General features: G+C 46.7%; 12 protein-coding genes. 1 reads left to right on the forward strand and 11 read right to left on the reverse strand.

Annotated elements, in window-relative coordinates:
* Positions 1 to 1,148, forward strand: a 1,148-nt coding sequence (locus PIL01S_RS28660; protein ID WP_127541163.1) for a molybdopterin-dependent oxidoreductase, incomplete at its 5' end; no start/stop codon positions are given.
* Between the two features lie 121 nt (positions 1,149 to 1,269).
* Here the strand turns inward: PIL01S_RS28660 and ligA are convergent.
* The 11 genes from ligA to PIL01S_RS28715 all read right to left on the reverse strand — a co-directional run bounded on the left by ligA (position 1,270) and on the right by PIL01S_RS28715 (position 15,011).
* Positions 1,270 to 3,288 (reverse strand): NAD-dependent DNA ligase LigA, encoded by a 2,019-nt coding sequence (ligA, locus tag PIL01S_RS28665; protein ID WP_127541165.1) that lies wholly within the window; start codon positions 3,286 to 3,288, stop codon positions 1,270 to 1,272.
* A gap of 213 nt (positions 3,289 to 3,501) precedes the next feature.
* Positions 3,502 to 5,862 carry a DNA helicase PcrA gene (gene pcrA, locus PIL01S_RS28670; RefSeq protein WP_127541167.1) on the reverse strand — a complete coding sequence of 787 codons (2,361 nt, stop codon included), beginning with the start codon at positions 5,860 to 5,862 and terminating at the stop codon, positions 3,502 to 3,504.
* Between the two features lie 291 nt (positions 5,863 to 6,153).
* The gene (gene pcrB / locus PIL01S_RS28675) at positions 6,154 to 6,849 is read right to left on the reverse strand and encodes a heptaprenylglyceryl phosphate synthase (protein ID WP_127541169.1); all 696 of its coding nucleotides are present in this window, start codon (positions 6,847 to 6,849) and stop codon (positions 6,154 to 6,156) included.
* Positions 6,850 to 7,213: 364 nt separating this feature from the next.
* Positions 7,214 to 8,089: a phosphatidylinositol-specific phospholipase C/glycerophosphodiester phosphodiesterase family protein gene (locus tag PIL01S_RS28680; protein WP_127541171.1), complete on the reverse strand. Its 876-nt coding sequence runs from the start codon at positions 8,087 to 8,089 to the stop codon at positions 7,214 to 7,216.
* A 179-nt stretch (positions 8,090 to 8,268) separates the two neighbouring features.
* A complete protein-coding gene (locus PIL01S_RS28685) occupies positions 8,269 to 9,669 on the reverse strand; it encodes an undecaprenyl-phosphate glucose phosphotransferase (protein WP_127541173.1) in 1,401 nt (466 codons plus the stop codon).
* The gene (locus PIL01S_RS28690; RefSeq protein ID WP_127541175.1) at positions 9,666 to 10,655 is read right to left on the reverse strand and encodes a glycosyltransferase family 2 protein; all 990 of its coding nucleotides are present in this window, start codon (positions 10,653 to 10,655) and stop codon (positions 9,666 to 9,668) included. The genes PIL01S_RS28685 and PIL01S_RS28690 overlap by 4 nt, the downstream gene beginning before the upstream one ends.
* A 94-nt stretch (positions 10,656 to 10,749) precedes the next feature.
* Positions 10,750 to 11,718: a glycosyltransferase family 2 protein gene (locus PIL01S_RS28695; protein WP_246058584.1), complete on the reverse strand. Its 969-nt coding sequence runs from the start codon at positions 11,716 to 11,718 to the stop codon at positions 10,750 to 10,752.
* A gap of 63 nt (positions 11,719 to 11,781) precedes the next feature.
* Positions 11,782 to 12,645 (reverse strand): dTDP-4-dehydrorhamnose reductase, encoded by an 864-nt coding sequence (gene rfbD / locus PIL01S_RS28700; RefSeq protein WP_127541178.1) that lies wholly within the window; start codon positions 12,643 to 12,645, stop codon positions 11,782 to 11,784.
* Positions 12,645 to 13,667, reverse strand: coding sequence for a dTDP-glucose 4,6-dehydratase (gene rfbB / locus PIL01S_RS28705; RefSeq protein WP_127541180.1), 1,023 nt, complete (start codon positions 13,665 to 13,667; stop codon positions 12,645 to 12,647). The genes rfbD and rfbB overlap by 1 nt, the downstream gene beginning before the upstream one ends.
* A gap of 18 nt (positions 13,668 to 13,685) precedes the next feature.
* Complete coding sequence (gene rfbC / locus PIL01S_RS28710; protein WP_127541182.1) at positions 13,686 to 14,246, reverse strand: dTDP-4-dehydrorhamnose 3,5-epimerase; 561 nt, start codon at positions 14,244 to 14,246, stop codon at positions 13,686 to 13,688.
* Positions 14,247 to 14,267: 21 nt separating this feature from the next.
* Entirely contained in the window at positions 14,268 to 15,011 is a 744-nt protein-coding gene (locus tag PIL01S_RS28715; RefSeq protein ID WP_127541184.1) for a sugar phosphate nucleotidyltransferase, read from the reverse strand.
* Positions 15,012 to 15,023: the final 12 nt, after the last annotated feature.

Below are 15,023 nucleotides of genomic sequence, written 5' to 3' on the forward strand. Positions count from 1 at the left end.
TACTAGCGAGTAAACACTGGAAACAGCTCCGGAACAGACCTTGGCAAAAAGTGAATACGATCATCGTGCTTGTTCTGCTGGTTGGCTGGTTAATCTCAGGCATTGTATTGTGGCAATTTAAACTAGCAGGACCGAGATGGTCAAATGCCGCACTTTTGACTCATGATTTGTTGACCTGGGTGGGTCTGCCTTATATTATCTACCACTCCATTACCCGTACCAAATGGTTGAAAGATTCGACACGCCGCACGGTGAGTGCTGCCACATCGACGAAAGACTTCAGCGGCACAGCCGATTCCTTGGGTACATCTGGAGAAAACACTGCTGCTGCTGCAATTTCAACTCCTAGATCGGATCGTGCTGCTGCGACAAAATCACCTGACCAACCCCAGAAACCCGAACCCGTGTATACACGGCGTGCGTTTATTCGGTCTGCTGTAGGTGTGGGGCTAGCCGTTACACTCGGCCCTACCTTTGTCTCCTGGGTTGGACGCAATCTCAGTATCGATAACAGCATCGACAGTATGCTGGAGAAAGACCCCAATCGGATGAGTCCGTTGCCGCAACCTGCGGCTGCCTCTTCCCCTCCCATTGGAGGAGGAGCTGAAGGTCATTTCCGAGTATACACGGTTACGCCCATCCCTTCCTTTTCGAATGAGAATTGGTCATTCCGGATCGATGGGCTTGTCGAACGGGCACAATTATGGAATTGGGAACAGTTCGTTAAACTCACTCGCACCGTACAGGTCAGTGATTTCCATTGTGTAACTGGTTGGTCCGTATACAAAAACACCTGGGAAGGCATTTCTCTTAAACAGCTGCTGACCCAAGCCGGAGTTAAGCCCGGAGCACACAGTGTCAAATTTTACTCTGGAGATGGGGTATATACGGATGCCATTACGATGGATCAAGCACAGATGGATGATATTATTGTCGCTGTCATGCATGATGGCAAACCCATCCCGGCAGATCTCGGGGGTCCGGTACGACTTGTCATTCCCCAGATGTATGCCTATAAGTCAGTAAAATGGTTGAATCGCATTGAGCTTATCGACAGCGAACATATCGGTTATTGGGAAGAAAGGGGATATGACAAGGATGCATGGCTTACAGGCGCAGCTCAGCGCATTCCCAATATCAGTTCCTAACGTTTGACCTCCACCCCATGTGGAGTCTATGAATGAAAAAACATCGTACAGATGCATAGCAAAAACCCCCGATCCACCTAATGTGGCTAATCGGGGGTTTCTTCATTTCCAAGGTTATAGGTTAGCCTTGCTGATTCAAAAGACGAACGAGTTCATCCTCATCCTCAATGGTTGGGATGCCCAGATCATGCGCTTTGGCTAGTTTGCTGCCCGCCTTCTCTCCTGCAATGACAAGGTCGGTCTTTTTCGAAACACTGCCTGTCACTTTCGCTCCGAGCGCTTCCAGTCTTTGCGTTGCCTCGTCACGTGTCAGTTGATGTAGCGTTCCGGTCAGCACGACCGTTTTACCGCTAAAGAAGGAGTCTTCGACTATCACTGCTGGTGCCTCAGGTGCCTTTGCTTTTACGCCCAAGTCCAGCATTTTCTCGATGGCAGCCTGGGTAAACGGATCTGCGAAGAACGTTACAATACTCTCTGCTACAATGCCGCCTACGTCTGGAAGTTCAACAAGTTCCTCCACGGTTGCATTCATAATAGCATGCAGATCACGATAATGGTCGGCCAGCATACGTGTCGTTGATTTCCCTGTATTCGGAATGCCCAGCGCGTACAGGAACGAAGCAAGGTCACGATCCTTACTATGCTCCAGCGCAGCGAGAAGGTTGCTCGCTTTCTTTTCACCAAACCGCTCCAGCTTCACCAGATCATCAAATTGCAATGTATACAGATCAGCAGGCTCACGCACACTGAGCTCATCATACAGCTGAATCGCTGTCTTCTCACTGAATGTCTCAATGTCCATCGCATCACGGGAAGCAAAATGGGAGATTCGGGCCACGGTCTGTGGTTTACAAGCCAATTTGTTATTACAGAACAGATGCGCTCCGCGCTGCTCAAGTGGGAATCCGCAAGCCGGACACTGCTCAGGATATATAATCTCCTCGCCATCGCTCTCTTCCGTCACTTTACCCAGGATTTCAGGAATGACGTCATTGGAGCGGCGGATAAAGACACGTGTGCCCAAGGCAAATTTCAGATTTTTACGCTCAATATCGCCCACATTGTTCAATGTACAGTTCGAAACCGTTACTCCCGCCAGTTCGACCGGTTCTACACGTGCGAGCGGAGTTACTTTGCCGGTACGGCCCACATTCCAATCAACGGATTTGAGGACAGTTGTGGTCTCTTCTGCTTCGAACTTGTAGGCTACAGCCCAGCGTGGGAACTTGTCCGTATAACCCAGCACTTCACGTGTGCGCATGTCGGTGATTTTGATAACGGCACCATCAATTAGGTAGTCCAGCTGACCCCGATTCTCCTGAATGGCGGCAAGCTGTTCCATCACATCATCAAATTCATGGAAGTACGTAATCGATGGATTAACTTTGAAACGGTTCTCACGCAGAAAATCCATCATCTCTTGATGATTGGCAAATTGAATGTCGTCCGAGTACCCTACATTGTAAAAATAGGCATTGAGCCTGCGCTCGGCCGTCGTCTTCGGATTCAGGTTGCGCAGCGCTCCGGCTGCTGCGTTACGGGCGTTTTTGAGCGGCTCCGCTGCCGTTTCATTGTACCGGTTCAGGACGGACAGATTCATGATGCCTTCGCCTTGTACTTCAATCGTACCGTCAGTATACGGAATTCGGAGCGGGACGGATTTGATCGTTCTAACCTGAGCCAAAATCCCTTCGCCAACCGTTCCGTTCCCGCGTGTAGAAGCCTGTACCAATTCACCATTGGTGTATGTCAGGTTCAGGGTGAGCCCATCAAACTTCAACTCAATAACGTAGCCGGGTTCCGGTAAAGGGTTGCCTGGATTTTTGCTGTTGTAGTCATTCACGAGCTTCAGTACACGAGTATTCCAGCTCCGCAGCTGCTCGATGTTTTGGGCTTTGTCCAAGCTCCACAATGGAGACAGATGGCGATGCGGGGTAAACCCCTTCAGCAGTTCGCCACCGACACGCTGGGTTGGAGAATCAGGCAAAACCATCCCGCTCTCCTGTTCCAGGGTAACCAGTTCGTCATACAGGAGATCATATTCCTTGTCACTGATCTGCGGCTGATCCATCGTGTAGTACTGATAATTATGCTGGTTCAGCTCCGTAACGAGTTGCTCCATCCGGTGCATCGGGTCCATACAGGGCCATCCCTCCGTTAATTTAATCTATGTAGAACGAACACTCAAATTGCACTTGAACTCCGCAGGCAGAATAATCCTCCGATCGCTGTTGTCACTGAATTTCTTGTCATATTCATTAAGGTTGAAATCCCGTGACAAAGGCGAACGCATTGCTTCTACAGATTTTCTGCCCTCTTCGTTATTGTGCAATATTAAAGTTTCGTTCTTAATCTATTCTACTTTGGTAATTGGAGCAAAACCGGCGAGCAGGCGCTTCACACCTACCGGAGCCGGGAAGGCAATTTGCAGTTCCGTGTCATTGCCGGTACCTTTTACCGCTACAATAGTACCCGTACCCCATTTGCCATGCTGCACTTTATCTCCGGCTTTGAAGCCTGCTTCACTATTCGAAGCTGCGGGCTTGGAAGCAGATGTTGGCGTAGCATATGTTGGACGCGAGGTACTTGTGGTCACACGGGAAGTTGGCGTGGACGAAGTAGCCGAGGAGCCACTTCTGCTCTGTTGTTCAAAGAGCTTGGCCGCACTTCCACCACCAAAGTTACTTCCTCCACTGGAGCCAAGTCCACGTCCGCCATAGGATCCTCCTGCATTGGCACCACGACGGTAACGGTCACGGGCAATGGATGTATCCTCTTTGAGCTCATCCGGAATTTCATCCAGAAAGCGTGAAGGCGGGTTCGCCGTAGTTCGTCCAAATAAGGTACGCATCTGGGCACAAGACAGGAAAAGCTGTTCTTCTGCACGAGTAATCCCCACATAAGCAAGTCTGCGTTCTTCCTCCAGCTCTTCATTATCCATAAAGGCCCGGCTGTGCGGGAAGACGCCTTCCTCCATACCCACGATGAATACGACAGGGAATTCCAGACCTTTGGCACTGTGCATCGTCATCAGGGTAACCGCGTCACTCTGATCCTCTTCATCATCGTTCATGCTGTCGATATCTGCAATGAGTGCCAGATCGGTGAGGAACGAGACGAGCGTTTTGTCTTCATTATTTTTCTCAAATTCCATGGTCACGGAAAGGAACTCTTCAATGTTTTCCAGACGTGCGCGGGATTCGAGTGTATTTTCATTTTGCATCTCAAGCCGATACTGACTCATCTCCAGAATCTTCTCGGTCAGCTCTGTTACAGACAGGTACTCTACCATCTGATGCAGTGCAGCAATCATGTCGTAGAACTCCACCAGCGCGTTCCGCGTGCGGCCCGCAAAGCCGAGATCATCCACAACCTGAAGCACACGGAATATGGAAACTCCACGTTCTCCTGCTGCAGCTGCCAGCTTCGCCACGGTTGTATCACCAATGCTGCGTTTAGGCACATTAATTATCCGGGTGAGGCTGATATCGTCGTCAGGGTTGGAGAGCAGGCGCAGATACGCCAGAATGTCCTTGATCTCTTTACGATCATAGAACTTGATGCCGCCGACAATCTGATACGGAATATCAGACTTGATCAGAATTTCCTCTATAACCCGGGACTGGGCGTTCGTACGGTACAAAATGGCATGGTTTTGATAGGATTTGCCGTTCTTCACATTTTTACTAATCTCAGAAGTAACAAAATACCCCTCATCATGCTCGGAGTCCGCACGGTATACCTTGATCTTCGAACCGCCTTCCTTGTCCGTCCACAGCTTCTTCGGCTTACGTCCGGAGTTCAGGCCAATAACCTCATTCGCTGCATTCAAGATGGTTGAAGTTGAACGGTAATTCTGCTCCAGCATAATGGTCTGTGCCTCTGGATAGTCTTTCTCAAAGTTCAGGATATTGCTGATATCCGCTCCACGCCAGCGATAGATCGATTGGTCACTATCCCCTACGACGCATATCCGGTGATGACTGTCAGCCAGCATGCGGCACAGCATATACTGCGCACGGTTCGTATCCTGATACTCATCGACGTGGATGTATTGGAATTTCTTTTGGTAAAAGTCGAGGACTTCAGGCACTTCTTTGAACAGTTGAATGGTTGCCATAATGAGATCGTCGAAGTCGAGCGAATTGTTGGCTCTCAGACGTTTCTGGTACATTTTATATACCTTCGCCACAATGCCTTCAAAATAGTCGCCAGCCTGCTTCTCATACTGGTCAGGACCGATCAGTTCATTTTTCGCGGTACTCATCATGGCCTGAACAGCTTTGGGTTCGAATTTCTTGGTGTCGATATTCTGGTCTTTCATACAGCTGCGAATAACGGATAACTGGTCGGATGAGTCCAAGATACTGAAGTTCGAAGTAAAACCGATACGTTCAATGTCACGTCGCAGGATGCGCACACACATGGAGTGGAACGTGGATACCCAAATGTCGCGGCCTTGGGAGCCGCCAACGAGCTGTGATACCCGGTCCTGCATCTCACGAGCAGCTTTGTTAGTAAACGTAATCGCCAAAATGCCCCATGGAGGTGTTTTGCGTGTTGCGATAAGGTAAGCAATCCGGTGTGTCAGCACCCGGGTCTTACCACTGCCCGCTCCGGCCATAATCAGTAACGGTCCATCGGTTGCCTCGACGGCTTGCCGCTGAGGGGTGTTAAGCCGTGCCACGGCATCATGTATATTTACAGGTTGCATGCATGCATGCTCCTTTCGTTGGTTGATCGATTAAGCAAAATCAGAGGTTACACTGGTCACTCCGATGGCAGTACCATCTTCCGATCGTTGTTATCCCCGGATTTTTTTGATTCCCTTCTTCAAAGGGAAAATCCTGTGATAAACACGAACACTTCGTTTCTTCAGATTGGTTCTGCCCTCTCCGTTGTTGTGTAAACGTAATTGTGCTTAATATAAATTTTATATTAGTAGGGCAAAGTTCTATTTTAACAGATCGCAAGGGGAAATTGGGGGAATGGTAAACTAAACCGATTAAACGGTTCCTTTTACAGCTTGTACCGTCTCAAGTGCCTTCTTCAAATCGCTGTACACAATGTTACCCACGACGACGGTGTCGGCAACTTTGGAAGCTTGTGCTGCTTTCTCGGAATTGTCGATTCCCCCGCCGTAAATGAGATGTGCGCGATCCAGTTGTCTATGTGTCTCACCAACCAGCTCCATGTCTCCAAACGTACCGCTATACTCCATATATACAATAGGAAGATTGAGCAGCCGCTCTGCAGCTTGGGCATACGCCACCGCCGCACCAGTTGTCAGCTCTGTATCTGCTCCGGTCAAATGCGCTACGGTGGAGTCGGCATTAAGCACAATATACCCTTCGGCAATCAACAGGTCCCACGGAATAAGGTAACCAAAACGTTCGATGGCCTGTTGGTGGTGCCCAATCATCCATTTGCTATCCGTGGCATTCAGCACCATCGGGATCAGATATCCGTCAAAACCAGGGACAACCGCCTCCAGATCGGATACTTCCAGCACACAGGGCAGCTCGTAGCGACGCACGCGGGACATCAGGTCTACTGTGTTGTCGTAGGTGATTCCCGAAGAGCCCCCAACGATAATAGCATCGGTTCCCGACATACATACCAGATCGAGTGCTTCATCCGTGATTTCCCGGTCCGGGTCGAGCTTAAATACGTGTCTCCACTGCTTAATCATGTCTATCAACGAACATTCCTCCAGAGGTTCTTCTGCATCCTAAAAAGCTTGTAAACTAAGTCTAAGTCAGTAGACAGTGAGTGTCAATGTTCGTATAAAAAGGGGAACAAAAAATCACAGACTTTTCCCTGTAAAGTGCAGGAATCAGTCTGTGATTTTAGGAGGGAAGGATGTTATCTCGCTATTAATCAAACAATACTCAAGTAATCTCGAGTAATAATGAAGGGCTACTTTTCTGAGGTGATTGGAATGAAACGTGCAGCTTTAGGTTTAGGTTAGGCTTGGGTGTACTTTGTGCCATGAGTATTACTTAGACGGCTATGTGGCATGCATAGTAAATGCAGTGTAAGTGTTGATTTGCAGCATACAGATATTACGGCTTCCAGGCAAAACGAGTATTCATCTGATCCAGTTCTTCTTCCGTCAACACATCTGAATAGACGCCATATACGCCCCACTTTTCATAGTTGGCCACCTGGTCGGTGTCATTGATGGTATGCACATAAGTAACAGCGCCTGCCTTCTTCAGCTTGGCGACGAAGTTCTGATTCACTTTATATTCCGGCATGGTTACGGCGTCAATATCATTCTTTTCCACAAAATCAACGACCTGCGCTTCAGTATCCTGCGTTGCATAGAGGGTATAGATAATGGACGGGAACGCATAGATTTCTTTCACGGTTTCCAGCATGGGCTCATTATAAATCTGCACGACGATGCGATCCATTACAGATGGGTCTTTCTTTTTGGCAGCATTGACGAGAGAAGATAGCACCTGCTGAATATCCTCATTTTTCTGCTCCTTGGTATCCGTTACGATATACATATCGGGATATTGCGACAGCACATTAATGATGCCCTCAGCATCCATGGGTTGGTAGATGCCCAAAATTGGGGTGTTCATAAATTCATCATGCGTAAGTGCCCCAGCCTGTTTGTCTTCAGGAAGCTCCTCTTCCTGTCCCAGCAGTTTGCTCATATTGGCAGTCCATTCATGTCTGGCTACGGCTACACGATCTGAGGTGAGCATGAAGTCGATCTCAAACACTCTTGTGCCTTTCTCATAATTGGCGATCATCGCTTCATAAGCGTTGGTATAAGGCTGATCACGGATACTACCCATGGCGTGAGCAATCAGTCGATAGGCCGTAAATCCATCCCGCTGTTCCTCACTCTGACTCTCATAGGCAAAAAAGAGGGTACCCACGGTAACGATCAGTAGTGTAATGACGGCAGCGATTCGTTTCATATGATGTTCACATCCTTTAGGAGTGATATTAGGGGGAGGAAATGTATAGCTAATTAGATATGACAGCGTATGTACGGGTTTTCCTTTTTGATAGCTAACTACCCGAATTGGTGAGGGGTAAAACAAAAAAGCCGCCCGGAGGCAGCTGTTAAATGGTGGTACGGTTTAGTTTGTTGGATCTAATACGCATTCTTGAGACCGTTTCGAATGGTTTCCCATATGATTTTGATATCGAATAATAAAGACCAGTTTTCAATATAAAAGATGTCCTGTTCGATCCGATCCTCGATGGACGTATCGCCTCTTAAACCTTTACTCTGCGCCAATCCCGTAATTCCTGGGCGGACATGATGTTTAATCATATACTTCGGAATTTCATCCCGGAATTGATTCACGTAGTACGGACGTTCCGGCCTTGGGCCAACCACACTCATATGACCCAGCAGCACGTTAAAAAATTGAGGCAGTTCATCCAGGCTGGTGCGTCTAATAAATGTACCGAATGCTGTTCGACGCGGATCATCCTTCGTGGACCAACCTGTATCAACTACACCTTCAGGAATGACTTTCATGGAGCGGAATTTAAACATCATGAAGTTGCGTCGGTTGAGCCCAACACGTTCCTGTTTGAAGATGATCGGTCCAGGCGACGTCAATCGTACACCCAATGCAACGATAACCATTACCGGGGAAGTCAGGATGATAGCGACGAGAGAGAACAGAATGTCGAACGCACGCTTCATCAATCGGTTTACAGCCATATCCAGTGGGATATCACGCACGTTAATCATCGGCATGCCGGCGAAGTTGTCGAAATGCGGACGTGCCGGAAGATAATCAAAGAAGTCTGGAATGATCAGTGTCCGTACGCCGGCCTTCTCGCATACCTCAATGATATGTGGATACTTATCGTGAGCATCCAAAGGAAGTGCAAGAATCACCTCGTCGATCATACGAGTCGACAGGATTTCTTCCAATTGGTCAATTCTTCCCCTGATCGGATTGTAGCGCTGCTGCTCCTCATGATCCCAGCGACGATAATCATCGAGAAAACCATATACCTCGTACCCGAGATCAGGATAGCTACGGAGGTTATCATAGAACCGTTTTCCTAGAGAACCTGCTCCAAGGATCAATACGAATTGACGGTTGAAGCCCTTTTTGCGTAGTCTTCTCAGTTGAAGTTTGACGATGTATCGGTAGATCAGGGTAAAAGCAACGTTACCAATCATGTACATGGCCAGATATGCACGAGAAATATCAACTTCCTTGAAGAAGAACATCAAGCTCATCAGCATAAAGAAGGCGATCCCATGGACCTGAATCAGTTTCATGAATTCATCTACAAAACGTTTTTTCCGTTTAGGCATATAAAGGGAAGACATCACACCCGCAAAGACGGAAAGCCCCCCGTAAACTAAGCTCCACGCAAAGTACTTCTCAATTGGCAACGAACCATGGTTGATAAGCAGGTCACTTTCAAACTTAATCCACCAAGCCATTAAGAAGGAAAACTGTATCACCATGAAATCAGCCGCAATGTACAGTTGAGTCAGGAATTGCTGATTACGACGAATCATGCTTTCACCTCGGAAGATGTCTCACGAACTTCCGCATGACCGGATGCTAATTCTTTTTGCGGAGCCGGTCTAATCAGCTTATTGCGGATCAGAGACAATGAGAATTTTAATGAGATACCGAACCATACGGCTGTGTTGATCAAAATGCCATAGCGCTTGGCATAATGTTTACGGTGGAAAACCCACATAGCTCTATGAAACTCATAAATAATTTTCATAGGTTTACGTCGGGCACTCGCACCTTTGTAATGCACAATATATGTACCTGGGTAATAATAAATGCCCCAGCCTGCTTCTTTGATGCGATAACACCAGTCGATATCTTCACCGTACATGAAGAAGGTTTCATCCAAGCCGCCCACTTGGTCGATGGTTTCACGCCGCACGAGCATGAACGCACCGACAAGACAGTCTACCGGATACTCGTCATCAGGACTGAGATGTCCCAATTGGTACTGGTTAAACTTTGGACGTTCTGGGAACATACGTGAGATACCGAATGCATAATAAAATGATGCCGATGGCGTGGGAAATCCCCTTTTGCACGCTTTATCCAGGGAGCCATCAGGAAGGATCACCTTACAACCGGATGCCCCCATCTCTGGATGACTGTCCATGAATTCAATCATGATATCCAAAGTATCCTTCTGTACGACCGTATCCGAATTGAGCAGTAGTATATAGCGTCCCTTTGCGATTTCCATGCCTTGGTTGTTGGCAACGGCGAAACCCGTATTGTCACGATTAGCAATTAACCGAACCTCTGGATATGCGTCACGGATGGCTTCTACGGTTCCATCATGAGATGCATTGTCAACAACAATTAGCTCATATTGATAGGAAGTAATGGATTTATATACTGATGCCAGACAATCCAGTGTCAGTTGGCGTGTATTGTAGTTTACGATGATGATGCTGACATCTGAATCATAGTTATTATTATTTTCCAATCCCCCTCGTAAGGGAACATCTGCTGTTTCAACCATTTTGTAAAACTCCTGACTTTGTAATGCTGTGTTTATCTATTGAAAGTATAGCATATTATGGGTGATGGTGTGGAAGGCATAGCCAATCTACAACTTATATCTTTTTCAAGACGTATATGAGCTTAAGAACAAGGTTATCAAGAGAAGCATGACGGTAAAAAGGCATTATCGACGCATATTTAATACGTTTTATCCAAGAGCTGTCCAGTTGGTTTAAAAAGCACTGTATGTCCTTTTGTTGTTGAGCAGATAATTGATCTTTATGGAGTTGTAAGAACATCTTTGCTTGTTTGCTTAAGATAAAATGATTCTTGCCATTCACGAAACGATTCCATCTATTTTTCCATTTCACGATCCAACCTTCGCTACTCCCGCCCAATACATTGTTTTGATGTTGTCGATACAAAATCGTCGGCTCTTCATCAAAGATAACTTCCCCAAATGCACTAACATACAGATAAATCCACCAATCATGCATAATAACCTGAGTTAGATCGGAAGGAATGTTCATCCTAACTTGCTGAAAAGCGATTGGATTCAAGACCATTGTGCAGCCCACACAGCAGTTTTCGACCATGGCATTATACATGCTTAGCGGTTTAGGAGGGAGGGTTGGCCACACATTCAAATTGTTTAGATCCTGATCTACCATTTGTGTAGAAGAACAATACATCAGTGGTACGTTCGATTGATTTAATTGTAGTTTAGTTACTGCCCTAATAAGTTTATCCCGCTTCCACACATCATCCTGATCACAAAATGCGTAATAATCATACACAGGCTCCGTTTGGCACATCAGTTCAAAAAAACTCCCGATCACGCCCAAATTTTCACCTTTAATAAATCGGATTTGGTCCGGATGAGACTTGGCATATTCGTTTAATTTTTGTACAGTTCCATCAGATGAACCATCATCCCTAATATTAATCTGCACGTCAACTTCATGTTGTGCGAGAAGGCTTTCCATCTGCTCCTCAATGTACTTTACTCCGTTATATGTAGAAAGCATTATGCATACTTTAGATTTATTCACGTGCCACCTCAAAATCTGACTTTTCTTCATTATATACGAAAACTCCCGCTCAAGAGTAAGAGCGAGAGTTACATCGTGCTACTATGGACGTTCCTATTTAGACAATAAGCTGATAAATTCACGCAGGCCCTCCCGCCATGGGCGGAGATCCGTCAAACCATTGGTCCGAATGGATAGATGATCCATTACCGAATTACGCGGCCTTGGAGCAGGTCTGGGGAACTGCTCTGTCGTACAAGGCTCCAATTGTGCTTGGATGGAAAGTCCTCCAACATTTCGAGCTTCCGCAAAGATAGCTTCCGTGAATTCATACCATGTACAAGTACCACTGTTGGAAGCATGATATATCCCATACATTTCGGTCTGCATAAGCTTCAGCAGGAATCCAGCCAAATCTACGGTATACGTAGGTGACCCCTTTTGGTCATGCACCACCTGTAGCTTTGGTTTTTCCTGACCCAGTTTCAGCATCGTTTTGACAAAGTTATTCCCATACAGACCATAAACCCAAGAAGTACGCACAACAAACCATTTGGAGGACAAAGACTGTACCAGTAATTCTCCTGCTCGTTTGGACTTGCCATACACACTTTGCGGGTTCGTATCATCGTACTCCTGATAGGGATTTAACGAGTTGCCATCAAATACATAGTCCGTACTAATATAGATAAGTTTGGCTCCAGCTTTTTCTGCCGCTACAGTAACATTGCGTGTTCCTACCGCATTTACCTTATACGCACCATCGATATCCGTCTCAGCTGCATCTACGGCTGTATAAGCTGCACAATGAACGACCACTTCAGGATGATAAGAGGAGATGACTTCATTACACTGCGCCTGATTCGTAATATCCATCCGATCCCGATCACAAGCAAGAACAGAATGTCCCTCCTTCTCCAAAAGAAGAACGACATCCCGTCCCAATTGTCCGTTTGCTCCTGTAACCAAGACCTTCATTACTTCGCGTCTCCCAATCGAGAACCATATTGCTTGGCATAGTACTGTTGATAGACTCCAGACTGAATACGAGTCCACCATTCTTTGTTATCCAGATACCATTGGATAGTCTCCTTGATCCCGGTTTCAAACGTATGCTTTGGTTTCCAGCCTAGTTCAGACATCGTTTTGGCCGGATCAATGCCATATCTGCGGTCATGCCCAGGCCGGTCTTGCACGTATTTGATTAGGGATTCCGGCTTGCCGAGTTGCTCCAAAATGGTTTTCACGATGTGCACGTTAGTTCGTTCATTATTGCCGCCGATGTTGTATACTTCACCGTTACGTCCTTGATGAATTACCAAGTCAATGGCGCTGCAGTGGTCTTCAACATAGAGCCAATCTCTAATGTTTAATCCGTCTCCATATACAGGCAGAGCCTCGTCAGCCAGAGCTCGGGAAATCATGAGTGGGATCAGTTTCTCCGGAAACTGATAAGGGCCGTAGTTGTTGGAACAACGTGTGATATTCACCGGCAGACCAAATGTCTCATGATATGCGCGCACAAACAGGTCTCCACCTGCCTTGGATGCCGAATAAGGGCTGTTGGGTTGTAATGGAGTCTCTTCAGTGAATAGACCTGTCGGACCCAGCGAGCCATACACCTCATCCGTCGATACTTGAACAAACTTGGTGATATTGTGTTTTTTGGCGGCTTCAAGCAGTGCCTGAGTACCGTTCACGTTCGTCCGTACAAATACATCTGGTTCCAAAATGCTTCGGTCCACGTGCGATTCTGCCGCAAAGTTAACAAGAACGTCCACGCCTTGGCCCATCAAGCGGTCCATTTCGGCAGCATCCGTAATGTCTGCTTTGACAAAGGTATGACGTGCGTTGCCTTCAAGTGATTTTAAGTTTTCCAAGTTACCTGCATACGTCAGCGCATCCACATTGATGATTTCGTAATCAGGATGCTGGTCCAGCATATACATCACAAAATTACTTCCAATAAAACCGGCCCCGCCGGTAACGAGCAGTTTCATAGTGTTGGAACCTCCTAATTACTTCACTTCGAAATTGAAATTGATCTCCGCATCTTGAAGTAAAGGATGTCTTTGATCCTTATCTGACAAAGTCGGACTAGATGTAGGCCAATCAATTCCAAGAGCCGGGTCACTCCATAATATGCCGCGGTCGTTCTCCGGGGAATAGTATTCGTCCACTTTGTACAAGACTTGGGTGTTTGGTACCAGAGTACAAAAGCCATGAGCAAATCCTTTGGGTACCAGTAACTGACGGTGATTATGTTCACTCAAGATGAAACCCTCCCACTGTCCGAAGGTAGGAGATCCTTGACGAATGTCCACGATAACGTCGTAAATCACACCCGAAATAACCCGAATTAACTTCGTTTGTGCTTTGGGATTAAGTTGGTAGTGCAATCCGCGCAACACACCAGGCTGAGCAGATAAGGATTGGTTATCCTGAATAAAGTGGTAGTTGATTCCTTGTTGATTCATAAGCTGCTCATTGTAACTTTCCATAAAAAAACCCCGGTGATCTCCGTGAACCACCGGTTCAATCAAACAGGCACCTGTCAGCTTGGAAGGAGTGATTTTCAATTATTCCGCATCCCTTCTCTTCTATAACTTTAACTTCCCGAACTCGTTTCCGAAAACAATATTCTGCGCCAATTCATTGGCCCTTGCCAATGACGCGTGAGTACCTGCGTCTGTCCACCAACCCTTAAGTATATCGTAGGTAAGATTTCCTCGTCCAATGTACGCATTGTTTACGTCTGTAATCTCCAATTCGCCTCTTGCAGAAGGCTTTAATGTCTTGATGATCTTAAAGACTTCACTATCAAACATATATATGCCTGTTACCGCGTATTTGCTTTTGGGTTTCTGTGGTTTTTCTTCAATGGATACGATGCAATCCCCGTGTAACTCAGGAACTCCGAAGCGCTGGGGATCGGTGACTTCTTGTATCAATATTTTAGCTCCGGACTTTTGCTCGCGGAAATTGGACACATACTCTGTAATGTCGTCTTCGAACACGTTATCACCCAGGATGACCACCATCTGGTCATCACCTGTAAATTGTTCTGCCAGTCCAAGTGCTTGAGCTATTCCTCCTGCTTCATCTTGCACTCGATAAGTGAATGAAACACCTATATCGCTTCCGCTGCCGAGTAGATTTACGACGTCCCCCATATGTTCTTTGCCGGTAATCACCATGATGTCGGTAAGGCCAGCTTGTTTTAATTTATATGCAGAATGGAAGATCATTGGATACTTGCCTACAGGAAGCAGGTGTTTATTAGTTACCTTCGTTAAAGGAAAAAGGCGGGATCCTGTCCCGCCAGCAAGAATTATGGCTTTCATTGCGACCCCCTC

The organism is Paenibacillus illinoisensis NBRC 15959 (assembly GCF_004000925.1).
Taxonomy (GTDB): Bacteria; Bacillota; Bacilli; order Paenibacillales; family Paenibacillaceae; genus Paenibacillus; species Paenibacillus illinoisensis.

What these genes read in the sequence shown, in the direction of transcription:
- PIL01S_RS28680 (WP_127541171.1), bottom strand. Translation starts at nt 8,089, where the DNA reads ATGAAACGAATCGCTGCCGTCATTACACTACTGATCGTTACCGTGGGT.
- ligA (WP_127541165.1), bottom strand. Translation starts at nt 3,288, where the DNA reads ATGGACCCGATGCACCGGATGGAGCAACTCGTTACGGAGCTGAACCAG.
- pcrA (WP_127541167.1), bottom strand. Translation starts at nt 5,862, where the DNA reads ATGCAACCTGTAAATATACATGATGCCGTGGCACGGCTTAACACCCCT.
- rfbD (WP_127541178.1), bottom strand. Translation starts at nt 12,645, where the DNA reads ATGAAGGTCTTGGTTACAGGAGCAAACGGACAATTGGGACGGGATGTC.
- PIL01S_RS28715 (WP_127541184.1), bottom strand. Translation starts at nt 15,011, where the DNA reads ATGAAAGCCATAATTCTTGCTGGCGGGACAGGATCCCGCCTTTTTCCT.
- rfbB (WP_127541180.1), bottom strand. Translation starts at nt 13,667, where the DNA reads ATGAAACTGCTCGTTACCGGCGGGGCCGGTTTTATTGGAAGTAATTTT.
- PIL01S_RS28695 (WP_246058584.1), bottom strand. Translation starts at nt 11,718, where the DNA reads ATGAAGAAAAGTCAGATTTTGAGGTGGCACGTGAATAAATCTAAAGTA.
- PIL01S_RS28685 (WP_127541173.1), bottom strand. Translation starts at nt 9,669, where the DNA reads ATGATTCGTCGTAATCAGCAATTCCTGACTCAACTGTACATTGCGGCT.
- PIL01S_RS28690 (WP_127541175.1), bottom strand. Translation starts at nt 10,655, where the DNA reads ATGGTTGAAACAGCAGATGTTCCCTTACGAGGGGGATTGGAAAATAAT.